General features: G+C 77.0%; 19 protein-coding genes and 1 other RNA gene. 9 read left to right on the forward strand and 11 right to left on the reverse strand.

Annotation, left to right across the window (positions count from 1 at the left end; all coding sequences use genetic code 11):
- Window positions 1-49: 49 nt before the first annotated feature.
- On the forward strand, window positions 50-583 hold the full coding sequence (locus RM540_RS01945) for a gluconokinase (protein WP_311661629.1): 534 nt from the start codon (window positions 50-52) through the stop codon (window positions 581-583).
- A 28-nt stretch (window positions 584-611) separates the two neighbouring features.
- Here the strand turns inward: RM540_RS01945 and RM540_RS01950 are convergent, their stop codons facing one another.
- From RM540_RS01950 to RM540_RS01975, 6 genes are all read right to left on the reverse strand, one after another.
- On the reverse strand, window positions 612-1,118 hold the full coding sequence (locus RM540_RS01950; RefSeq protein WP_311661631.1) for a hypothetical protein: 507 nt from the start codon (window positions 1,116-1,118) through the stop codon (window positions 612-614).
- A 204-nt stretch (window positions 1,119-1,322) separates the two neighbouring features.
- On the reverse strand, window positions 1,323-2,513 hold the full coding sequence (locus RM540_RS01955; protein ID WP_311661633.1) for a glycosyltransferase: 1,191 nt from the start codon (window positions 2,511-2,513) through the stop codon (window positions 1,323-1,325).
- Window positions 2,510-3,190: a polysaccharide deacetylase family protein gene (locus RM540_RS01960; protein WP_311661635.1), complete on the reverse strand. Its 681-nt coding sequence runs from the start codon at window positions 3,188-3,190 to the stop codon at window positions 2,510-2,512. Before RM540_RS01960 ends, RM540_RS01955 begins: the two co-directional genes overlap by 4 nt.
- 92 nt (window positions 3,191-3,282) lie before the next feature.
- The gene (locus tag RM540_RS01965) at window positions 3,283-4,500 is read right to left on the reverse strand and encodes a glycosyltransferase (RefSeq protein ID WP_311661637.1); all 1,218 of its coding nucleotides are present in this window, start codon (window positions 4,498-4,500) and stop codon (window positions 3,283-3,285) included.
- Window positions 4,497-5,480 carry a lysylphosphatidylglycerol synthase transmembrane domain-containing protein gene (locus RM540_RS01970; protein WP_311661639.1) on the reverse strand — a complete coding sequence of 328 codons (984 nt, stop codon included), beginning with the start codon at window positions 5,478-5,480 and terminating at the stop codon, window positions 4,497-4,499. The genes RM540_RS01965 and RM540_RS01970 overlap by 4 nt, the downstream gene beginning before the upstream one ends.
- 498 nt (window positions 5,481-5,978) lie before the next feature.
- Window positions 5,979-7,217 carry a BamA/TamA family outer membrane protein gene (locus RM540_RS01975; RefSeq protein ID WP_311661641.1) on the reverse strand — a complete coding sequence of 413 codons (1,239 nt, stop codon included), beginning with the start codon at window positions 7,215-7,217 and terminating at the stop codon, window positions 5,979-5,981.
- A 297-nt stretch (window positions 7,218-7,514) separates the two neighbouring features.
- On the opposite strand from RM540_RS01975, the gene purD reads away from it, so the two are divergent.
- The 5 genes from purD to rnpB all read left to right on the forward strand — a co-directional run bounded on the left by purD (window position 7,515) and on the right by rnpB (window position 15,296).
- Window positions 7,515-8,798 (forward strand): phosphoribosylamine--glycine ligase, encoded by a 1,284-nt coding sequence (gene purD, locus RM540_RS01980; RefSeq protein WP_311661643.1) that lies wholly within the window; start codon window positions 7,515-7,517, stop codon window positions 8,796-8,798.
- On the forward strand, window positions 8,795-9,742 hold the full coding sequence (locus RM540_RS01985) for an NHL repeat-containing protein (RefSeq protein ID WP_311661645.1): 948 nt from the start codon (window positions 8,795-8,797) through the stop codon (window positions 9,740-9,742). Before purD ends, RM540_RS01985 begins: the two co-directional genes overlap by 4 nt.
- 45 nt (window positions 9,743-9,787) lie before the next feature.
- Window positions 9,788-13,690, forward strand: a complete 3,903-nt coding sequence (locus RM540_RS01990; RefSeq protein WP_311661647.1) for a DUF8818 domain-containing protein — start codon at window positions 9,788-9,790, stop codon at window positions 13,688-13,690.
- Between the two features lie 297 nt (window positions 13,691-13,987).
- Window positions 13,988-14,731, forward strand: a complete 744-nt coding sequence (locus tag RM540_RS01995; protein ID WP_311661649.1) for a zinc ribbon domain-containing protein — start codon at window positions 13,988-13,990, stop codon at window positions 14,729-14,731.
- Between the two features lie 82 nt (window positions 14,732-14,813).
- An RNA gene (rnpB, locus tag RM540_RS02000) (RNase P RNA component class A) lies at window positions 14,814-15,296 on the forward strand.
- Between the two features lie 156 nt (window positions 15,297-15,452).
- Here the strand turns inward: rnpB and secG are convergent.
- The 3 genes from secG to RM540_RS02015 all read right to left on the reverse strand — a co-directional run bounded on the left by secG (window position 15,453) and on the right by RM540_RS02015 (window position 18,692).
- Complete coding sequence (gene secG, locus RM540_RS02005; RefSeq protein WP_311661651.1) at window positions 15,453-15,851, reverse strand: preprotein translocase subunit SecG; 399 nt, start codon at window positions 15,849-15,851, stop codon at window positions 15,453-15,455.
- Between the two features lie 137 nt (window positions 15,852-15,988).
- A complete protein-coding gene (locus tag RM540_RS02010; protein WP_311661653.1) occupies window positions 15,989-16,531 on the reverse strand; it encodes an NUDIX domain-containing protein in 543 nt (180 codons plus the stop codon).
- A gap of 472 nt (window positions 16,532-17,003) precedes the next feature.
- Window positions 17,004-18,692: a BamA/TamA family outer membrane protein gene (locus RM540_RS02015; protein ID WP_311661655.1), complete on the reverse strand. Its 1,689-nt coding sequence runs from the start codon at window positions 18,690-18,692 to the stop codon at window positions 17,004-17,006.
- Window positions 18,693-18,705: 13 nt separating this feature from the next.
- Between RM540_RS02015 and RM540_RS02020 the strand changes: the two genes are divergently transcribed.
- The 3 genes from RM540_RS02020 (at window position 18,706) to RM540_RS02030 (ending at window position 21,234) form a co-directional block, all read left to right on the forward strand.
- Window positions 18,706-19,053, forward strand: a complete 348-nt coding sequence (locus RM540_RS02020; RefSeq protein ID WP_311661657.1) for a hypothetical protein — start codon at window positions 18,706-18,708, stop codon at window positions 19,051-19,053.
- A 226-nt stretch (window positions 19,054-19,279) separates the two neighbouring features.
- Window positions 19,280-20,437 carry an A/G-specific adenine glycosylase gene (gene mutY, locus RM540_RS02025; RefSeq protein WP_311661659.1) on the forward strand — a complete coding sequence of 386 codons (1,158 nt, stop codon included), beginning with the start codon at window positions 19,280-19,282 and terminating at the stop codon, window positions 20,435-20,437.
- 155 nt (window positions 20,438-20,592) lie between these two features.
- Window positions 20,593-21,234, forward strand: coding sequence for a hypothetical protein (locus tag RM540_RS02030; RefSeq protein WP_311661661.1), 642 nt, complete (start codon window positions 20,593-20,595; stop codon window positions 21,232-21,234).
- Here RM540_RS02030 and RM540_RS02035 read toward each other — a convergent pair.
- Complete coding sequence (locus RM540_RS02035) at window positions 21,231-21,752, reverse strand: DUF4199 family protein (RefSeq protein WP_311661663.1); 522 nt, start codon at window positions 21,750-21,752, stop codon at window positions 21,231-21,233. The genes RM540_RS02030 and RM540_RS02035 overlap by 4 nt on opposite strands.
- Window positions 21,752-22,273, reverse strand: a complete 522-nt coding sequence (locus RM540_RS02040; protein WP_311661665.1) for a DUF2085 domain-containing protein — start codon at window positions 22,271-22,273, stop codon at window positions 21,752-21,754. The genes RM540_RS02035 and RM540_RS02040 overlap by 1 nt, the downstream gene beginning before the upstream one ends.
- Window positions 22,274-22,364 lie beyond the last annotated feature (91 nt).

The following is a 22,364-nucleotide window of genomic DNA, read 5'->3' on the forward strand; positions in this document are numbered from 1 at the left end:
GCGGCCCGGAGAGTACGCCCCGCCCCGCCCCGCGCTCCCCGAACATCCCGTGACCTCGCTCGCCCCGCCCGCCGCCTCGGACCGCCCCGCCCGCGTCGTCCTGCTCATGGGCGTCGCCGGGGCGGGCAAATCGACCGTGGGCGTGGCTCTGGCCCGCGCGCTGGGCTGGGACTTTGTCGACGCCGACGACCACCACAGCGCGGACGCGCTGGGCAAGATCGGGCGGGGCGAGGGGCTCACCGACGCCGACCGCGCGCCGTGGCTGGCCCGCCTCGGCGCGCTCGTCCGCCGCCGCCTCGGGGACGGGCCGCCGACGGTCCTCGCGTGCTCGGCGCTCCGGGCGCCGTACCGCGAGGTGCTCGGGGCGGGGCGGCCGGGCGTCGTGCTCGCCTGGCTCGACGTGCCGCCCGACGTCCTCGCCGACCGGCTGACTGACCGCGAAGGCCACGTGGCGGGGGCGGACCTGCTCCCCAGCCAACTCGCCACGCTCGAAGCGCCCGCCGGCGCGCTCCGCCTCGACGGCACGGCCCCGGTCGCCGAGTCGGTCCGCGTGCTCCAGCGCCACGTGGAGTCTCAGACCTAACGGTATAGAGGTGAGGCTCCAGCGGCGTCTAGGAAACGGCGCGCGTGTCGACCGCCTCCTTCTGCCGGTACAGGTCGAGGTAGCTCGGGACCTCGTAGCGGTCGCCGTAGATAGCCTTCATCCGCTCCCAGCGGAGCTTGCACGCGAGCCGGAACGCCGTGTCCTCGCCGTAGCGCCGGATCGAGAACGACGTGCCCCGCGCCACGCCCGGCTCGGGGCTCCACGACACGGCGTAGACCTCGTGCGGGACGCCCCGGCGGTCCCGCTTCGTGGTCCGCGAGATGCCGACGACGCCGGTCGAGTTGTTCCGGTTGCGGTGGACGAGCCGCCGGCGGGGCGCCGGTGGCGGCAGTTGGTCGACCTCGCTCTCGAGCGTCTCTCGGTAGGCGAGGGCGGCGTCGAAGGCGGGCTCCGGGCCGCCCAGCTTGCGGTCGGAAAACAGGCGCGAGTACGTCCGCCCGTGGCGGTAGACGCGGACCTGCCAGCCGTGGGTCGAGTCGGAGTCGATGCGGATGATGCCTTTGGCGCGGGGCATGGGGTCGGGTGTGAGCTCGGCCGGCGCTCGAGGAGCGAGCACCCCGATAAACTAGGGGGTTGGCCCTGCACCACGGCCTCGTGCTCCTCCACCCCGCCCGCCGGCTCCGCCCCGCCCGCCCCTCGTCCTCGCCGCGCCGACGCTGCGCGGTGTCTCACTCGCAGAAGCGCGGGGCGAGGTGGCGCCGCAACCCGCCGTCCGGCGTCAGTGGTGGCGGCCCTTCCACGCGATCCGCGGGCGGAGCACGAGCGCGACCGGCAGCGTGACGAGGTAGGCCGCCATGAACGCCTCGACGCCCAGGAGGTCGCGCAGGCGGACGCGCGTCCCGGTCCGCCGGAGGACGGCGCGGAGCAAGGTGGCGTCGGCGAGCCCCTTGGCCGCCAGCGCCACCCCGCCCGCGAGCGGGGCCGCGGCGAGGGCCGCGAGCGGGAGCGCGTGCGAGACGAACAGGGCACCGTAGACCGGGTAGATCCAGCCCTTGCCCGCCAGCCCGCCCCGCGCCCACCGCCGCCGCTGCACGTACGTCGCCGCCACGCCGTCGATGGGGAGCGTCCAGACGAGGGCGTCGGGGTCGAGGAAGAACCGGACGCGCCACGGCGTCCGCTCGGCCACGGCGCGGACGAGCACGAAGTCCTCGGTGACGGAGACGGGCAGGGCGGGGTAGCCGCCGACGGCCTCGTACGCCGCGCGCCGCACGCCCATGTTGTTGCCCATCCCCGTCGCCGGGTGCCCGGCCTCGGCCAGCCCGCTCACGGCGCCGAGCAGGAGCGACCAGTCCAGCACCTGCACGCGGTCGAACCCGTGGGCGGGGCGGGGGCGGATCTGGGCCAGCCCGCACACGACGCCGGCCTCGCCGTCCGCGAACCGCCGGGCCGTCTGCCGCGCCCATGTCGGGACCGGCGCGCAGTCGGCGTCGGTGACGAGCACGACGTCGGCCGACGTCGCCTCGATGGCCGTGTGGAGCGCCCACGCCTTGCCGCGGAGCGGCCCCTCGGGGTCAGGCACGCGGAGGTAGCGGACCGCCGGGCGGGGCGGCTCTGCTCTGCTCGCCTCGCCCGCGTCCGCCCCGCCCGCGGCGGCCGGCGCCGCCGACCGGCGCGCGTACCGGCGCACGACCGCGGCCGTCCCGTCGGCCGAGTGGTCGTCGGCGACGACGACCTCGAGGCGGTCCGGCGGGTAGTCCTGCGCGAGGAGCGCGTCGAGGCACCGCCCGATCGTGGCCTCCTCGTCGCGGGCCGCCACGACGACCGTGACCGACGGGAGCTCGGCCTCGGGCACGGCGGGCGGGGCGGGCACCGGGCGCCGCGCCCGCGCGGCCAGCCACCCCACGAAGGCGACGTAGCCCCCGGCGACGACGGCGAGCGAGGCGGCGAGGGCGCGGGGCGGGGCGGTCACGGCGCGGGCGGGAGTGCGGGAAACTGCCACCCCGCCGCGGCGAGGCGCGGGAGGGCCAGGTCGAGCGCGGCCGCGGCCCGCTCGGCCGGCGCCCCGTCGTGGAACACGGCCACGCCGCCCGGCCGCGCCAGCGCGACCGTCTCGGCGGCCAGCGCCTCCGGCGACCGCGCCAGGAAGTCGCCCGGCATGAGGTCCCACAGCACGAGCCGCCGCCCCGCCCCGCTCGCCGGTTTGCGGTCCGCGCGGCACCACCGGACGAGCCCCGGCGTCACGCGGCCGTACGGCGGGCGCACGTCGCGGACCGCCCCGCTCGCCACGTCCTCCAGCACCCGCTCGGCCCGCTCGAAGCCGGCCCGGACGCGCGCCGGCGCCGCCCGCCACGCGCTCACGTGGTCCCACCCGTGGTTGCCCACGCGGTGCCCGGCCTCGACGATCTGGCGGACGAGGGCGGGGTGGCGCGCGGCGGCCGGCCCCGACAGGAAAAAGACGGCGCGCGCGTCGTGCCGGGCCAGCGCGTCCAGCCAGCGCGGCGTGCCCTCGGGGTCCGGCCCGTCGTCGACCGTGAGGTAGAGGCGCGGCCGCCCCGCCCGCCGCTCGGGGCCGCGGACGACGGCGCCCGGCACGAGCGGGCCGAGCGCGCGGGGGAGCAGCGAGTCGCGGGCGCGCTGGACGGTCACCGGGCGGGGTGGGGGAGGAGCGGGGCGGGGCCGCAAGATCCGACCGCCCCGCCCGGCGTGCGCAGGCGACGGGGCGCGGGCGGGCACGGCGGCTACTGCGGGACGGCCCGGCCCTTCCACTCGAACCCGCCGAGCGGCCCCAGGACGGCGACGAGGAGCGAGTGCGGGGCGTGGAGGACGAGGTGGAGCGGGTACGCCGGCAGCAGCCCGCGCTGCCCGAACCGCCGCGCGGCCGGGACCAGCACCGCGAGCTCGGCCGCCGCTTTGACCGCGAGCGCCGCCGCCACCCAGGGCCAGAACGACGGCACGACCACGAGGGCGAGGAACGACGCCGTCAGCGCCGCGAAAAAGGCGACGAGAGCCAGCAGCATCCGCTGGAGCCGCCACGGGTAGTGCGCCCCCTTCGACGCCCACCGCTTCCGCTGGTGCACGAACGCGCGGACGTTCCGCACGGGGTCGGTCAGGACCACGGCGCCCGGGTCGGCGCAGAAGCGGACGTCGAGCGGCGTCCCGTACGCGATCTTCTGCATGAGGAGCTCGTCGTCCCCGCTCGTCACGTGGTCGATCCCCGAGAAGCCGCCGAGCGCCACGAACGTCTCGCGCCGGTAGCCCACGTTCGCCCCGTTCGCGAGGTGCGGCTGCTCGGCCCCGATCGCGCCGGCCCCGCACGCCATGACCCCGAAAAAGTCCAGCGCCTGGACCCGCTCGAACAGCCCGTCGCCCGGCGCCAGCCGGTAGGCCACCGGGCCGGACACGAACGCCACTTCCGGCCCCTCGAACTGCGCCGCGAGCGCCCGCGCCCAGCCGCGCGGGACGACGCAGTCGGCGTCGGTCGTGAGGATGATCTCGCCGCGCGCGTGCTCGATGGCCTTCTCGATCGCCCGCTTTTTGTGCGCCCGGTCGCGCCGCCGGTTCTCGGGGATCTGCACGAGCCGGAGCCGCCCCGCCCCCTCGGACTCGGCCCACTGGTCCTCGGGGAGCTCGCCGCCGGCCACCGCGAGCGCCGGCGCGAGCGCCATCCGCTCGCGGACCACGGCCGCCGTCCGGTCCGAGCTGTCGTCGTCGACGACGATGACCTCGAGCTTGTCGCGCGGGTAGTCGACGGCCAGGACCGAGTCGACGCACGGCCCGATGGTGTCCTCCTCGTCGCGGGCCGGCACCACGACGGTCACGCTGGGCAGCGCGGCGTCGGGCGGGGCGGCCAGCGCGTCCGTCTCGCGCGCGGCGCGGGCGAACCCGCGCGCCCACACCCCGAGGCGCCAGGCGTAGGCCAGCGCCAGCGCCACGAGCAGGAGGCCGGCCACCGTCACGCGGCGACGCGGCCCCGTGCCGCCACCCCGCCCACACGTTCCGCCTCGCGCGCAGCCACGCGAAGCCGGAGCAGGAATGGCACGCCGGCGAGGGCGGGGAGGACCAAGTTGAGGGCGAACAGGGCCAGCGACGCGTCGAGCGCCGCCGCCGGCGCCACGCCGTAGGCGCCGAGAAAGAACACGGCGGCCCCCTCGCGCACGCCCAGGTCGCCCAGCGTCACCTGGGGCACGGCGCTCTTGGCGAAAAAGACGAGGGCCACGCCCAGCGCCACCCCGCCCAGCGCGGCGCCGGGGTCCACGGCCCGCACGAGGAGCACGAACTGGGTCGAGAACACGAGGTAGCGGAGCCCCGAGAGCGCGAGCAGCGTGACCGACTCCTCGCGCGGGATCCGGTCGAACGCCGCGACCGCCCGCCGCACGGGCTCGAACGGGAGCACGGCCGAGAGCGCCGCCCGCGCGACCGACGGGAACGCGATCGCGACCACAAGCGCCCCGGCCCCCAGCGCGCCCACGCCGACGACGGCCGGCCAGAGCGGCGACGGCGCTACGGCGTCGCGGAGGTACGGCCCCAGCGCGGCCAGCCCGCCCACGAGGCACGCCGCGAGCGTCGCCATCCGCTCGCCGAACGTGAGCGCCGCCGAGGCGCCGGGCGGGACCGCCCGGAGGTAGACCGCGCGGCCCACGTAGTCGCCCACGCGGCCCGGCGTGAGCAGCCCGAGCGGGTACGATCCCACGACGGCCCGCAGCGCGTCGCGGTGCCGGACCTCGGGCGCCAGCCGCCGCACGAGCCGCCCCCATCGGTAGGCCTCCAGTCCCACGTTGACGGGCACGAGCGCGAGCGCCGCGAGCGCCCACCCCCACTCGGCGTCGGCGAACGCCCGCCACACGTTGGCGGGGTGGGCCAGGCGCACGAGCACGGCGACGGCGACGACGGCGAGCACGCCCTTCAGGGCGAACAACCAGCGAGGGGCTCGGGGCACGGGGGGACGGGCGGCCAAGAAAGGGGCGCCCAAAAGGTAGGGCGCGGGCGGGGCGGCCACGCCGAAGAGCCGGTGCGGATGGGAAAGTGGAAAGTGGAGCGCGCGGGCGGGGTGGCGCCGTTTTGTTCCGCCCCGCCCAGACGGGGCCGTAGAAGGCGGCGCCGAGCCCGAGCCAGGGCAGCGGCAGTCCCCCTCCTGGACACCGCGAAGCGACGGCGCAGCCAGGAGGGGCTAGGGGTGGTGGACGACGAGGGCGGGGTGGTCGGAGACAGAGGCCGCCCCGCCCGACGCCGCCCCGCCCACCGATGGCGTCCGTAGGGATTCGTAGGGACACGACTTGTCGTGTCCGACGCGGGCGGGGCGGTTCCCATCGGCACCGCCCCGCCCGGAGGCGGCACGGGCGGGGTGGTGCCCATGCCCGCGCCCCCGGCCCGACGAGCCACCCCGCCCTCGCGTTCTGCGGGCGGGGCGGGCATCTTCTGCTCGCCGCTCGCCGCCCTACCGGAACAGCGGCCGCACGTCGCGGAGGTCGTACGTCACCTGGAGCGAGGCGGCCGTCACCCCGCCCGGGCCGACGCCGAGCACGCCGCCGAGCAACATGCGCCCCGCTCGGAGGTCGACGAGCGAGAGCCCCAGCGCCAGCGACGGGCGGAGCGGGGCGTGGCCGTCAGCGGCGGCCTCCGCCCGCTCCTCGAACGAGACGGACGCCTCGAACTGGTCGAACACGTCGTCGTAGACGTTGCCCAGGTAGCCCATGACGAGCGCGTCGACGCCGTAGAGCCCGAGCGCGTCGAGGACCGGGAGCCGCACGCCGGCCCCGACCGCGACGAGGTCCCGGCCCGTCAGCCGGTCCTGGCGGAAGGCCGTCGCCACGCGGTCGTCGAGGACGGGGAGGTAGAAAAACGGAATCGCGCCGTCCCCGTCGTCGTCCACCCTCCGCGTGAGCACGCCGATCCCGCGGACCACGACGGCCGCCCGGCCGCCGAGCGGGACGTAGGTCGTGGCCGAGGCCGACAGCCGGTTCAACTGGAGGTCCGACCCGTCGAGGGCCACGAACCGCCGGGCCTCGACCAGCGCAAACGTGCCCGAGCGCGTGTACCCCGGGTCGTCGCGGAGGTCGGTCGCCACGCCGACCCCGGCCGAGAGCCCGTAGCGGCTCTGATCGGCCGCCACCGCGACGGCCGCCTGCGAGGCCGGGTCGAGCGTCGAGAGCGGGATCTCGCTGTCCTCGCCGTTCACCCCGCCCGAGCGGTCGTAGAGGAACCGGAGCCCCGGCTGCACCACGAGCGCCGTTGTGCGGAACGGGTAGAGGCCCACGCGGCCCTCGATGCTCACCGCGTCGTGCGAGAGGTACAGCTCGTTGGCGGTCAGCGTGTTCGGCCCGAGCCCGTAGTACCGCCGCCGGCCCGTCGTCGACCCCGAGGCCGCGACCAGGCCGTAGACGCGGCTGTGGTACGGGTCGCCCGTGAACACAGCGACGGTAGCGTCCTGGTAGCGCGCCTGGAGCCGGGTGTCCACGGCGATCTGGCTGCCCGCCCACCCCGCGTTCTCGACCGTCGCCCCGACGGCGACGCCGAGCCCGAAGTTGGCCGAGTAGAGCGGCGAGAGGCGCGGCTGGACCTGAACGCCGGGGCCGGCCGCGCTCCGCCCCGCCCCGCTCGGCGCGTCCATCGAGTCGGCGGGCGGGGCGGGCGCGTGGAGGAGGACGCCGAGGAGGAGGACGAGGGCGGTGGGCACGGGCGGGCGGGGTGGGGCGGGTACAGGGTACGGGGTACGAGGGCCGCCCCGCCCGCCTCGGCCGTTCCTGTCCGACGCCGACGCTGTAGCGGCGTTGCATGCAACGCCGTGTCAGAATTGACCGCCGGGGCGGGGCGGGTGCACGCCGTCGCCCGGGCAGGGTGGGCGCGCTCCGGTGCGTGGGCGGGGCGGCCGTCGTCCTGGACCCTCCCGCCCCTGGCCGCCCCGCCCGTCTCCCGGCGAGCGGGGCGGAGGCGACGCGCCCGGTATCTTCGGCGCTCCCTACCCCGCCCCTGCATGACCGTCCTCGTCGTCGGCGGCGGCGGCCGCGAGCACGCGCTCGTCTGGTCGCTCGCCCAGAGCCCCCGCCGCCCCCGCCTCCTGTGCGCGCCCGGCAACCCCGGCACCGCCGTCTGGGCCGAAAACGTGGCCGTCGGCGTGGACGACCTCGACGGCCTCGTCGCGCTCGCGCTGGCCCGGGCGGCCGACCTCGTCGTGGTCGGCCCCGAGGGGCCGCTCGTGGGCGGGCTGGCCGACCGGCTCGCCGAGGCCGGCGTGGCCGTCGTCGGGCCGAGCGCGGCGGCGGCGCGGCTGGAAGGCTCGAAGGCGTTCGCCAAAGACGCGATGGCGCGGTGGAACGTGCCCACGGCCGCGTCGGGGACGTTCGGGCCGGGCGCCGCCGACGAGGCCCGCGCCTACGTCGACGGCCACGCGCTCCCGGTCGTGCTCAAGGCCGACGGGCTCGCGGCGGGCAAGGGCGTCGTCGTGGCCGAGACGCGCGAGGCTGCGCGCGGGGCGCTCGCCGCCCTCCTCGAAGGCGGGGCGTTCGGGGCGGCCGGCTCGACGGTCGTCGTGGAGGAGTTTCTGGAGGGCGAGGAGGCCAGCGTGTTCGTCCTCACCGACGGCGACGACTACGTGGTCCTCCCGGCGGCCCAGGACCACAAGCGGATCGGCGAGGGCGACACCGGCCCGAACACGGGTGGCATGGGCGCCTACGCGCCGGCGCCCGTCGTCACGCCCGATGTGCTGGACGAGGTCGAGCGCCGGATCGTTCGCCCGGTCTTGGACGGGATGCGGGCCGAGGGCTGCGCCTACCGCGGCGTCCTCTACGTGGGCTTGATGATGACCGCCGACGGCCCGTCCGTCATCGAGTTCAACTGCCGGTTTGGGGACCCCGAGGCGCAGGTGGTCCTGCCGCTCCTGGCGTCGGACCCGCTCGACCTGTTCGAGGCCGCCGCGCAGGGCCGCCTGGGCGGCGTCGAGGTCGAGACGACGGGCGGGGCGGCGGCGTGCGTGGTCCTGGCCTCGGACGGCTACCCCGGCGCCTACGGGGTGGGCCGCGTGATCGACGGTGCCGAGCGCCCGCACGACGAGGCCCTCGTGTTCCAGGCGGGGACGGCCCGCGACGTGGCCGGCAACCTCGTCACGGCCGGCGGCCGCGTGCTCGGCGTGACCGGGCGGGGCGGCACGCTCGGCGACGCCCTCGACGCCGCCTACGCCGCCGCGGACGCGCTCGGCTTCGAGGGCAAAACGCTCCGCCGCGACATCGGCCAGAAGGGGCTCGCGCGCCTCGCCGGGTGACCGCCGCCCGCCCCGCCCGCCGCCTCACCGCCCCGCCCCGACGTGGCGGAGCCGGGGCGGGGCGGCTCCCGCTCGCCCTCGCCGTCGTGCTCGCCGCCTGCGCGCCCGCCCCGCCCGCCGGCCCAGGAGCCGCCGCCCCAGACGCTGCCGCCCCGCCCGGACTCTTCGGGGATGCCCGCGCGCTCGCCGTCGGCGGCGGCGCGCTCTGGGTCGTCGACGGCGCCGAGTCGGCCGTCGTAGCCCTCACCCCGGACGGCCGCGTCGTCGGAATTTTGGGCGGGGCGGGGACCGGCGACGGCGCGCTCCTCGACCCGACCGACGTGGACCCGACCAACGGGCAGGCCGTGTTCGTGGCCGACCCGGGCTCGGGCACCGTCACGCACTTTACGGCCACAGGGCGGGCCGCCGAGACCGTCGCCGTGCCCGACGTGGATCCTGCGCGGGCGGGGCGGGCCGTTGGCCCCGCCCTCCGCGACCTCCCGCGCGGACGCCCGACGGCCGTCGCGGCGGCGCCCGACGGCGCGCTCTACGTGGTCGAGGCCGGGCGCGGCGTGGTCCTCCGCCTAAACGCCCAGCGCGGCGTCGAGCGCGTGCTCGGCGGACCGGCCGCCGGCGAGGCTGCGCTGCGCGCCCCGGTCGGCCTCGCCGTCGGCGGCGACGGCACGCTCTACGTCGCCGACCGCGGGCGGGGCGGCGTCCAGGCGTTCGACCCGTTCGGGGCACCGGGCCGGTTCCTTCCGGCGCCCGACGGCGGGCCGGTGGCCGTCGGCGTGGCCGGCGACTCGGTCGTCGTGGTGTCGCCGCGCGCCGTCGCCGTGTGGGGGCGGGGCGGCGAGCCGCGCGTGCTGCCCTGGGCCGGCGCCGCCCCGCTCGTGGACGCGGCGCTCGTCGCGGGCGGGGTGGTCGGGCTGACGCGGACCGCCCTCGTGCGCGTGGGCGGGTAGGCGCCGCGCCGCCCGCGCTGGCGCCGTAGGGGCGGGGCGGGCGGGGTGGTCCAGGACGACGGCCGCCCCGCCCGGATGACGGCGCACCCGCCCCGCCTCGGCGGTCGATTCCAGCCCGGCGTTGCATGCAACGCCGCTACGGCGTCGGGCAGGAACGGGCGGGGTGGGCGGGGCGGCCGTCCACCCCGAACCCTGAACCCCGCCCCGCCCCGCGCAGGGCACGCCGGGTCGGATTGCCGCCCCGCCCCGGCCGACGCTAGGTTCCGGCCCCTGCCGCCGCCCCGCCCGACGTCCGCTACCTCCTCGACGCCCGCGCCCGGGCCTGCTCTGCTGAGGTGCGCCCTCGTCCTGCTCTGCCTCGCCGCCGCGGCGCCCGCGTCTGCCCAGACGGGCGGGGCGGCCGTCCGCCGCGACACGTTCGCGCTGGCGGCGGGTCAGACGGCGGCGCAGCTCCGCGCACGGCCGCTGCCTGGCACGGCGACGGCCGCCGTCTTCCGCGACACGGCGTTCGTGGCCCTCGACGCCGACGCGTTCTCGGTCGACGCGGCGGGGCGGTTCGCGCTCGCCGAAGCGCCCGAGGCGCTCGTCGTCGTCGCCGTGGCGTACCGCGTGCTCGACGCGCCCGGGCCGGTCCGCGCGCGGCTGCCGCCGGCCGACTCGCTCCGCGCGCTCTACGCGCCGGACACGACGCGGGCGGGGCGGACGGAGCCGAGCACGGCGGCGGCGCGGCCCCCGCCCGCCATCCGCACGCGGGGGTCGATCACGCGCGGCGTCGTGGCCGGGTCGAACCGCGACGTGTCGGTCACATCTGGGCTCCGGCTCGCGCTCGACGGCGACGTCGCGCCCGGCGTCGCGCTCCGCGCCGCGCTCACCGACGAGGACACGCCGATCCTCCCCGAGGGGACCACGCAGCAGCTTTCGGACCTCGACCGGGTCTACATCGAGGTCGACGGCCCCGGCGTCCGCGCGCGGCTGGGCGACGTGGACCTCGCGCTCGGCGGGACGGCCTTCGCCCCGCTCGAACGTCAGGTGCAGGGGGCGCTCGTTGAGGCGACCGTGCCCGCGTTCGGACTCGTCGCCGGCGGCCGCGTGGTGGCGTCGGGGTCGGCCACGCGCGGCCTGTTTAGGAGCCAGGACGTCGCGGCGGTCGAGGGCGTGCAAGGGCCGTACCGGCTCGACGGGCGGGGCGGCGAGGCGTTCGTGGTCGTGGTGCCGGGGTCGGAGCGCGTCTACCTCGACGGCCGGCTCCTCCGGCGCGGCGCGGGCGCCGACTACACGGTCGACTACGGGACGGGCGAGCTCAGGTTCACGCCCACGCACCTCATCACGGCCGAGCGCCGGATCACGGTCGACTTCGAGTACACGGCGGGCGGGGCGGGGCGGACGCTCGCGGTCGGCGGCGCGGACCTCGCCCTCGTCCCCGACGCCGCCGGCGTGGGCCGCGTGCGGCTGGGCGCCCGCGTGCTCCGCGAGGCCGACGGCGCCGGCTTTGCCGAGTCGCTGGGGCTCACGCCGGCCGAAGTCGCCCAACTCCGCGCCGCCGGCACCGACGACGTGCTCGTGTCGGGCGCCCAGCGCGTGCCGACGTTCGACGCGCAGAGCCCGTTCGTCCTCTACACGACCCGCGACACGGTCGTCGCCGGCGAGCCGGTCCAGATCTTCGTGCCGGCCGCCCCGCCCGACACCGCGTTTTTCCGCGTCCGCTTTTCGCGCGTGGCGCCCGGCGCCGGCACGTACCGCCGCGCGAACCGGGTGCCGGGCGTGGTGCAGGCCCGGAACGGCGTGGTGTACGAGTACGTCGGGCCGGGCCGCGGCGACGCCCTCCCCGCCCGCGTCCTGCCGCGCCCGACGTCGCGGACGCTCCTCGACCTGACGGCCGCGGCCGACGTGCTCCCGGGGCTGGAGGCGTTCGGCGAGGTCGCCCGCTCGGTCGACGACGCGAACACGCTGGCGCCCGGGGGCGGGGCGGGCGCCGGGGCCTACGAGGTCGGGCTGCGGCTCGCGCCCCGCGACGTCGGCGGCGGCGCGCTCTCCGGGACGCTCCGCCACCGCGCCCGCGCCGACGCGTTCCGCCCGCTCGACCGCGTCCGCGGCGTCGACTTTAACCGGCGGTGGAACCTGGCCCGCGCGGGGACCCCGTTCGGGTCGGCGCTCGACACGCTGGGCGAGACCGTGACCGAGGCCGCCGTGCGGTGGGCGGTCGCGGGCGGGGCGGCCGAGGCCGAGGCGGGGCGGCTCGCGCTGGGCGGGTTCCGGTCCGACCGCGGCGCGCTGGGCGTCCGGCTGGGGCAGACCGAGCCCGGGCCGCTCGGGCTGGACCTCGACCTCCGTCTGGCCGGCGCGCGCTCGGGCGGGGCGGGCGCGCTCGCCGAGCGGCTGGGGACCGGCTTTTTCCGCGAGGGCCGCGCGCTCGTCTCGCGCGCGGTCGGGCCGCTCACGCCGTCGGTCGCCGTCAAGCACGAGCGCCGCGAGCAGGGCGGGGAGGGCGCCGCCCCGCCCGCGGGTCCGCTCCTCCAGGACTCGCTGCTCGCGGCGAGCTACGGGTTCTGGGCCGTCCGCCCCGCCCTCTCCGCGACGTTTCCCGGCCTCGACGCGGCGGCGTCCGTCGAGCTCCGGCAGGAGTCGGAGCCGTTGGGGCCGCGGGGCGGGGCGGCCCCGCTCGCCGACGCGGCGCGCGCTCTGACGGTCGAGACGACGGCGCGTGCGCGCCGCGGGACCGCCCAGGCCGACGTCCGCGTGGCGTACCGCCGCAAGCGGTACCGGAGCGAGTTCGGGGCACTGGGGCGCGAGGACGCCCAGTCGGTCGCCGTGCGGCTGGGCGCGCGGGCCGCCCCGCTCCGCCAGGCCGTCCGCCTCCGGGCCGTCTACGACGCGCTGACGGAGCGCTCGCCGATCCGCCAGGAGACCTACGTGCTCGTCGGCGCCGACCTGGGCGAGTTCGTCTGGCGCGACGGCGGGGGCGAGCCGCGCGCGGGCGAGCCCGACGGCGTGGCCCAGGTCGACGAGTTCTTTCCCGAGACGACGCCGCTCGAAGGCGAGTACCTGCGGACGTTCGTGCCCAGCCCCGAGCTCGTCCCGACCGTCGGCGTGGGCCTCGACGTGCGGCTCGACGTCGAGCCCGGCCGGCTCGCGTCGGGCGACGGCCTCGCCGCCCGCGTCGCCCGCGCCGTCGCCCTGCGGACGACGCTGGACGTCGACGAGCGGACGCGGAACCCGGACGTCCTGGCGGTCCTCCTGCTCGCGCCGGGCGCGCTCCAGCAGACGGGCGGGGCGGAGGCGGGGACGGTCAACGGGCGGTTCCGCGTCGAGCAGGAGCTCGTCCTGTTCCCCGACCGCCCGGGCGCGGGCGGCCGCCTCGTGGCCGAGCACGCGCGGTCGACGTCGCAGCTGGCCGTCGGGCTAGAGCGCCGGCTCGTGCAGGCGCTCCGAGCCGAGGCGACGGCCCAACTCCACCCCGCCCTCCGCGCGCGCGTCGAGGCGGCGTGGACCCGGCGGCAGACGCTGAGCGAGGCGTTCGCGAGCCGGACGTTCGACCTCCGCGGCGTGTCCGCCGAGCCGTCCGTCGTGTGGACGCCGACGCGCGCGCTCGCCGTCACCCTCGCGCCCGTCCTCGCCGATCGGACCGACGCGCTCGCGCCGGCCGACCGCCCGAGCGGGGCGGCCGTCGTCCGCGTGCCCGTCGAGGCGCGGCTCACGCGGGCGGGGCGGCTCTCGGTCGCCGTCCGCGCCGAGCGCGCCGACGTCCGGCTGCGGGGCGAGGCGCCGGCCGGGCTCGCGCTCTTCGAGCTGACTGAAGGCCGCGGCCCGGGCACGTCGTACCTCTGGGGCGCCGACGCCCAGGTCGGGCTCAGCGACGCGCTCCGCGCCACGCTCCGCTACGACGGCCGCGCCCCGGCCGACGCGCCGGTCGTGCAGACAGTCCGCCTGGAGCTGTCGGCGACGTTTTGAGGGACTGGGGACTGGGGACTGGGGACTGGGGACTGGGGACTGGGGACTGGGGACTGGGGACTGGGGACTGGGGACTGGGGACTGGGGACTGGCAAGATGACCGGCCCGCCCTTGGTGTGGAGGGCGGGGCGGGGGAGTTGTCCCCGAGTTGTCCACCCCGCCCTCGGGTCTGCCCATCCCTAAACCCCCAGTCCCCAGTCCTGCGAGCGGAGCGAGCCCCCGAATTCGCCCCGGTCTCAAAACCCGCGGGCGGGGCGGCGGGTAGTCTGCCGTGCTCCACCCACGACCGCCCCGCCGATGGCCACCGACACGACCACGATCGAAGACCAGCTCCGCGCCCTCGTCCGGCTCCAGACGATCGACTCCAAGATCGACCAGCTCACGAAGCTCCGCGGCGACCTCCCCGACGAGATCCGCGACCTCGAAGACGAGCGGACCGGGCTCCAGACGCGGCTCGGCCAGATCGACCAGGACAAGAAGGAGGCCGACGTCCAGAAAAAGAAGCTCAAGCTGGACATCGCCGAGAGCGAGGGGCTCATCCGCAAGTACGAGGAGCAGCAGCTCCAGGTGCGCAACAACCGCGAGTACGACGCGCTCACCAAGGAGATCGAGGCGCACCGCCAGCGGATCCAGAACGCCTACGAGGAGATCGAGCGCTACGAGAACCTCGACATCGAGAGCGAGGGCACCGTCGAGGGCGCCGACGACGAGCTCTCCGAGCTCGACGCGCGGATCCGCGAAAAGCAGGCCGAGCTCGAGCAGGTGGTCAAGGAGACGAAGGCGGAGCAGGACGTGTACGAGACGGAGCGGGCCGAGGCCGCCGAGGCCATCGACGCCCGCTACCTCCGCGCCTACGAGCGCCTGCGCACGCGCGTCCGCGACGGCCGCGCCGTGGTCCCCATCGAGCGCGGCGCGGCGGCCGGCTACACGGTCCCCCCGCAGCGCCAGGTCGAGGTCCGCCAGCGCGACCGGATCATCGTCTCCGAGCACGACGGGCGGATCATCGTGGACACGGCGCTCTTCGAGGAGGCCGCGGCCTAGCACGCCCGCCCCGCCCGGGCCGGACGACGCACGCCGAGCGGGCGCCTGCACACCGCGGGCGCCCGCTCGTACGTTAGGGGCACGCGTCGGCCGGGCCGCCGCCTCGGGCCGGGCCGCGTGCGGCGCACGCCCGGGGAGGAACGTCCGGACACCGCAGGGCACTGTGCTTCCTAACGGGAAGGCGCCCGCCCCGCCCCGGCCTGCTTCGGCAGACGGGCGGGGTGGCGCGACGGCACGTGCAACAGAGAACAGACCAGCCGATGGCCCGGGCCGCTCGCGGCGCGCGGCACAGGTGATGGGTGAAACGGTGGGGTAAGAGCCCACCAGCGCGGCCGGCGACGGCCGCGGCTAGGCAAACCCCACGGGGTGCAAGGCCACACAGCGTCCGCCCCGCCCGACCCGACCGCCCGCGGTCGGGGCCGAGCGGGAAAGGGTGCCCGCCCGAGGACGCGGGTAGGCCGCTCGAGGCCGCCGGCGACGGCGGTCCCAGATAGATGGCGGCCCAGGGCGGCGGTGGCGACGGCCGCCGCCCGGACAGAATCCGGCGTACAGGCCGGCGCGCGTCGCACATCGGGGTCCCGCTCGCACCGAGCGGGACCCCGCTTTTTTTGCCGCCCCGCCCGAGCGGGGAGGTCCGCTCCCGAGGGCGGGGCGGGGTGGCGGGCCACAAAAAAAGGCCGCGCCCCTGACGGGCGCGGCCTTGCAGGCGAAGGCGCGGGGCCTACTGGTCGGCCGGCGGCAGCTCCGCGCCGGGGCGGACATCGGGGTTCATCGGCGTGGCCGGGTCCGCGACCGGGGCCTCGGGGAGCGGCGCGTCGATGGGGGCCGGGGCCACGGGCAGCTCGCCGGCCCGCTCCTGGAGGATGCTCTCGCCGGCGCCGCCCACGCGCGGGATGAAGAACGTCGTGATGACGCAGAGGACGAGGAAGGTGGCCCCGAGGCTCCACGTGGCCCGCTCGAGAAAGTCGGGCGCCTGGCGCGCGCCGAGGATCTGCGTCGTCTGTCCGCCCGAGGCGATGCCGGCCAGTCCGCCGCCTTTCCCGCTCTGAAGCAGGACGACGAGCGCCATCAGCAGCGCGACGAGGAGGATGACGGCGACGAGGATGTAAAAGAAAGTCATGGGTCCGGGGCGGAGCGGGATCCAAGCTAGCCCGTCCCGCCCGCTCGCGGCAACGGGCGGGGCGGGGGCGGCGCGCAATCCCCAGTGAAGACCGCCCCGCCCGCTTCTGCGAGGCGCAGGCGAGGCGGGCGGGGTGGCTATGTGTCGCGGCGGCGGGCGGCGGCGAGAAGCAGCGCCAGGGACGTCTTGGCGTCGAGGATCTCGCCGCTTTCGGCGCGGCGGACGGCCTCGTCGAACGGGAGGCGGACGACCTCCAGGAACTCATCGTCGTCGCCCCCGCGCTCGCCCTCGGAGAGCGACTCGGCCAGGAACAGGTGGATGGTCTCGGAGCTGTAGCCGATGCCCGGGAACGTCCGCCCGAGCGCCGTCCACGCCGCCGCGGTCAGCCCGGTCTCCTCCTCCAGCTCCCGCTGCGCCACGTCGAGCGGCGACTCGCCGTCGCGGTCGAACTTCCCCGCCGGCACCTCGAGGAACTCGCGGCGGGGCGGGTACCGGAACTGGCGGACCAGGACCACGCGGCCCTCGCCGTCAATCGCCACCACGGCCGATGCGCCGGGGTGTTTGATCCACTCGCGGACCGACGTGGCGCCGTCGGGGAGTCGGACCTCGTCGCGGCGGACGTGGAGGAGCGTGCCGTCGTAGACGGGCTCGGACGAGATGGTTTCCTCGGTGAGGGACATGGGGAGCGGGGGCGGAAGGGGCCGCAAGATCCCACCGCCCCGCCCGCAGAACGCGAGGGCGGGGTGGCCGTCGTAGCGGCGTTGCACGCAACGCCGTCGGGCGACGCCGTTGGGCGGTGCCGTTGGGCGGTGCCGTCAGGCGGGGCGGGGCATGCGGGCAGGGGGGCGCTGTTTAGGACCGCCCCGCCCGCCCCGGAGACGACGAGTCGTGTCCCTACGGGTGCCTGTCGTTGGGCGGAGCGGCGTCGGGCTGAACCGCCCCGCCCGCCCGACAACCACCCCTAGCCCCTCCTGACCAGGAGGGGAACTGCCGCCGCCTTTCGTGGGCCTCGGCGACTTCCATGACCGCCCCGCCCAGATGCGGGCGGGCGGGGCGGAACAAAACCGCCGCCGCCCCGCCCGTGCGCGCCTTTTCCCTTTTCCCTTTTCCCTTTTCCCTTTTCCCTTTTCCCTTTTCCCTTTTCCCTTTTCCCTACAGCCCCACCGCCAGGCCCACGTGCACCTTGCCGCGGCCGAGCGGGACGTCCGGGCTGAGCGCGTAGCTCACCGAGGCGAGCCCGAGCCCGGTCCGCACGCGGACGCCCAGGCCGTAGCCGGGGAGCACGCGCGTCTCGGGCGGGGCGGCGCCGAGGGCGGGGCGGTCGACGTAGCCCAGGTCGAAAAAGGCAACGCCGTAGGAGTCGGCGTCGAACAGGAGCCGGTACTCGGCGAGCAGGCGGCCGACGGCGCGGCCGCGGAACGCCTCCTCGTCGTAGCCGCGGAGCGTGGCCGCGCCGCCGATGCGGAACAGGTCGCCCTCGTCGAGCCCGTCGGGCGCCTCGGCGGTCGGCGTGCCGCCCTGGACCACGCGGGCGTCGAGGCCGAGGACCGCCACCTGCCGCGCGAACGTGGGCAGGTAGCCGCGGACGGCCGCGTCCAGCCGACGCCGCGCCCGCGCCTCCAGGACGACCGTCGGGTCCGTGGACGCCGCGCGGGGCCGGCCCTGCTCGGCGTAGAGCCGGAGGGCTAGGCCGCGGCGCGGGTTGCGCGGGGCGTCGAGCCGGTCGAGCGTCACGCCGGCGCCGACGTAGAGCGCGTCCGACCGGCGAACCACCGCCCCGCCCGCGAGGGCCGAGTCCGCGACGACGCCGGGGCGGACGGTCTCGGCGGTGAGGCCGGCGACGAGCGAGAGGCCGGGGGCGAGCGCGTAGCCCAGCTCGGCCGCGTAGCGCTGGCGCGAGAACGGGACGGGCTCGCCGCGCGACGTCCCCTCGAACCCCAGGCCGACGGCGAGCGGGGTGCCGAAGACGAACGGGTCGCGCGCGGCGACGTCCAGCGACGACGCCAGCCCGGGGTTCCGCACGAGCTCGACGTCGAGTGCGCGGCCGCCGCCGAACGGGTTCCGCAGGTTGACGCGGCCGTTCCCGACGAGCTGCCCCGGCTCGCCGTCCGAGGGCGGGAGGAAGCCCACGACGAGGTCGAACGCGCCCGGCGCCGCCTCGCGCACCGGCACCTGCACGACCACGCGGCCATCGGCCCCGCGCGCCACGACCGGCTCGCCCACCTCGTCGTAGAGCCGCGTCGCGTCGAGCACCGCGCGGACGCGGCCGAGGTCGACGTCGGCCAGCAGAGCGCCCGGCCCGACGGCCGCCACGCGCGAGGCGAACGCCCGCGACGGCCGCCGCGCGCCGACCAGCTCGACGCCGGCCACGTCGGCGGGCGCCCCCTCGTCCACGCGGACCGTGACGCGGACCGCCCCGCCCTCGCCGGCCGTGACGTCGGGGACGAGGACGGCGTCGGCGTAGCCCAGGCGGGCGAGCGCGCGGGCGGCCGCGCCCAGGTCGGCCTCGAACCGGCGGGCGGAGTAGACGGCGCCCTCGCGCGTGGCCCACCCCGCCACGAGGTCGGCGGGCGGGGCGGCCTCGGACCCCACGATCTCGACCGAGGCGACGCGGCTCACCGGACCGGCGGTGACGTAGACGTCGGCGCCGCGGACCGAGTCGACGCGGGCGGCGGCGTGGCCGCGCGCGGCGAGCGTGTCGAGCGCCGCCGCCGCCCCGCCCGCGACCGTCCACACCGAGTCGGCGCCGGCCGTGCGGACGGTCCACGCGTCCTGGGCCGCCGCGGGCGGGGCGGCCGCCGCCAGGAGCGCCGCCGAGGCCAGACGTATCTTCCAGGACACTCGCTGTTCGGCTGTGACTGCTCTCCGATTCGGACTCTTGCTCGCCGCGGGCCTTCTCGTGGCCGCCGCCCCGCCCCAACGCGCGGCGGCGCCGGCTCGGTACGCGGCCGGCGCGGTCCAGGCCGACACACTCCGCGCGCAGGTCCGCGCCGGCGAAACGCTCATCGTGGCGCTGCCCGCGAGCGTGGGCGGGGCGGAGGCGACCTACCGCGTGGTCGAGGCGCCGGCGCTGAGCTGGCTCGTCGACCGCTCGTTCATGTGGCGCACGCTGCCCAACGAGCGCGGCTCGCTCCCCGTCGTGTTCGAGCGGACCGGCGTGGCGCCCGGCGAGGTCGTCCTCCTCGTCGAGATCGTTCCCTGAAACCAGTGGGTCGGTAGGCTAGTGGGTCGGTGGGTCAGGAGAGAGACCTCGGACCGGAGTGCTCGGCTGACTCTGGTGCCCACCCCGCCCGTCAGCGGCCGCTTGGCGGAACGCCGAGCCTCCGGTTCCCCAACGTCGACGCGGGCGCTCGTGGCCTGCGAATCCAGCCGCCCCGCCCGCTCACGCTCTTCGGCGTAGGCGGGGCGGCCTCTCCCCCACCCCGCCCGTGGCATCACGATCTCAGGAGTTGGAGCGCGCGCTCGTCGCCCGCGTCGGCCCGGCCGTCGAGGAGGCGTTCCGCGAAAGCCTGCCGGCGTGGTTCGACGGAGTCCGCCGCCCGATGCCGTGGCGCGAGGGCGGGGCGGACGGCCGGCGCGACCCGTACCGCGTCTGGGTGTCCGAGGTCATGCTCCAGCAGACGCGCGTCGAGACGGCGACGCCGTACTTCGAGCGGTTCGTCGAGGCCTTCCCGACGGTCGCCGCGCTCGCGGCCGCGCCGCAGGACCGCGTGCTGAAGCTGTGGGAGGGGCTGGGCTACTACAGCCGCGCCCGCAACCTCCACCGCGCCGCCGGGGTCGTCGTGGCGGAGCATGGCGGGGCGGTGCCGGACACCGAGGCCGCGTTCCGGGCGCTCCCTGGCGTCGGCCCGTACACGGCGGCGGCCGTGCTGTCGCTCGCGTTCGGCCGCCCGCTCGCGGTCCTGGACGGCAACGTGATCCGCGTCCTCACCCGCGTCTTCGCCGTCGAGGCCGACGCCAAGGCCGGCCCGACGCGCCGCGCGCTCCAAACGCTGGCCGACCAGCTCCTCGACACGGACGACCCGGGCCGGTTCAACGAGGCCGTGATGGAACTGGGCGCCCTGCTCTGCACGCCCCGCTCCCCCAACTGCCCAAACTGCCCGCTAAACGGTGTGTGCGCGGCCTACGCCGAGGGCGCCCCGGAGCGCTACCCGGTGACGTCGAAGGCGAAGCCGGTCCCCCACCACACGGTCGTCGTCGCCGTCGCGGCGGACGGGGCGGGGCGGCTCCTCATCCAGCGCCGGCCCGAGGACGCCATGCTGGGCGGGCTCTGGGAGTTCCCCGGCGGCAAGCAGGAGCCGGGCGAGACGCTGGCCGAGACGTGCCGCCGCGAGGTCCGCGAGGAGCTGGGGGTCGAGGTCGAGGTGGGCCGCGCGCTAGCTCGCGTCGAGCACGCCTACTCGCACTTCCGCATCACGCTCCACGCCTTCCGGTGCCGGCTGGCCGGGGGCGAGCCGGTCTCGGCGTCCGGCGAGCCCATCCGCTGGGTGCAGCCGGAGAGCCTCGACGACTACGCGTTCCCGCGCGCGAACCGACGCGTGATCGAGGCGCTCCAGGCCGAGGTCCGCCAGCCGCGGCTGCTGTAGGTGGGCAGAGGTTGAGGAGTTCAGAGTTCGGGGTTCGGGAAGTGCCACCGCCCCGCCCGCAGTTTTCTCTGCCCGTCCCCTGTTCCCCGGTCCCCGTTCCCGCTCACAGAGTGGGCCTCCCCGAACCCACCGCCCCGCCCCGCCGTACGCGGCGCATGCAAACGCTCATCGAGCTCCTCCCGCTCCTCGCCGTCGCCGCGTACTACCTGCTCCGCGGCCGGCAGCGGGCGAACGCGAAGCGCGCCCCGGAGCAGATGCAGGAGGCCGAGGGCGAGCGGGCGCCGACGCCGTTCCAGTCGTTCATGCTGCAGATGGAGGAGGCGCTGGCCGAGGCCGCCGGCGAGCCCGAAGGCCCGCGCGGCCCCGGCACGCCGCCCGTGTCGGAGCGCGAGCCCATCGCCGTCGAGGTCGACCGCGCCGCCCCGCCCTCGCCCCTGCCCGTCCCGCCGCTCCGCCCGGCCGCGCCGACGCCGGAGTTCTCGGCCGTCCGCGGCTCGTTCAGCGGCGCGTCCCCGGTCGACCACGAGGCGCACGGGTTCGGGACGTCGAGCCCGTTCTCCGAGGAGCGGTTCGAGCGGGGCGGCGCCCCGGCGTCCGGCGCCGCCCGTCGGCGCCACGACCCGCACGGCCTCCGCCCCTCCCCGCCGGAAGCCCAGTCGGCACGGCGGGCGGGGCGGCCGGACTGGCGCGCGCGGCTCCGCGACCCGCAGGCGGCGCGCGACGCGTTCGTGCTCCAGACGCTGTTCGGCCCGCGCGGCGGGCGCCACCCCGCCCCTGAAAGGCGCGGGCGGGGCTAGACGGCCGGGTCGTCCATCCGCGCCCCCCTTTTTTTGAAGACGGACGCGCCGATGGCTCCGGCAATCGCGCCCACGACGGCGCCGATGACGACGGCCACCACGATGCCGACGGCCGGGTTGCCCGTGAACCCCGACATCATCTCTATCTGCTGGTCCACCTGCGCGGGGTCGCCCCCCTGCTCCAGCATCATCGAGCGCGTCCGCGCAATTTGCTCCTCGGCGCTGGGGAGGAGGTTGATCGCCTGGAGCACGAGGGTGAGGACCCCGCTCAAGACGCCGCCCAGTGCGCCCGCGCCCGCGCCGAGACCGGCGCCTGTGCCGGCCGGGACCGTCAGCGAGTACGTGCTCGTGTAGTGCCACACGGCGACGAGCGGGCCGGCGAGCGCGGCGAGACAGATGGCACACCCCCCGATCGTCTGCGCCATGAACCCGCCCGTCTGCGAGACGAACGTGAGGAGGACCGAGAGGACGGCGTAGACGGCCGCGCCGATCGCGATGGAGGGGAATTTCGTGGGCATCAGGAACGGGAGGGTGAGGGAGACAACGACGGGCGGGGCGGGCAGGCCGGCTCTTCTGTCCGGTTCGCGCTTGCCGACCGGGCGAGCAGCGCTTCGGCCAGGAAGAGCCCGGCCGTCACACCAAACAGGGCGCCCGTCGCCAGGCGCGACGCGGGCGTGTTGGCCCACACGCCGGTCGCGCCGAGGAGCCAGTCGACCGCCATCGGCAGGGCCGCCAGCGCGAGCCACCGCCCCGCCCGCACGCGGCCGAGAGCCCGGAGGCGGGGCACGAGCGGGGCGGCGACGAGTCCGCCCGCGAGGCCGGCGAGGACGCCCAGGCAGCGGTGGCACAGCGCGACCGGCCCGCCCCCGACCCACAGCGACCGCTCGGGCATCTGGTGGCACACGTGCGAGAACGCGAACCGGACGGCGGCGCCCGCCCCGCCCAGGAGCGGGGCGGCCAGGACCACGCCGAGGAGGGCCACTACGGCGACCGAGGCGAGCGCCCACGGGCGGGGCGGGGCGGGGACGAGGGGCGTCATGGCCGAAACCTACGGCGGCAGGACGGGCGCCGTGCGGTACGCTTGACGTGCTCTTAACGGCCGCTGGGGATCGCTGGGGCGAGGTGCGCGT

Origin of the sequence: Rubrivirga litoralis, from assembly GCF_031846415.1 — a bacterium.
In the GTDB taxonomy this organism is placed as follows: domain Bacteria; phylum Bacteroidota; class Rhodothermia; order Rhodothermales; family Rubricoccaceae; genus Rubrivirga; species Rubrivirga litoralis.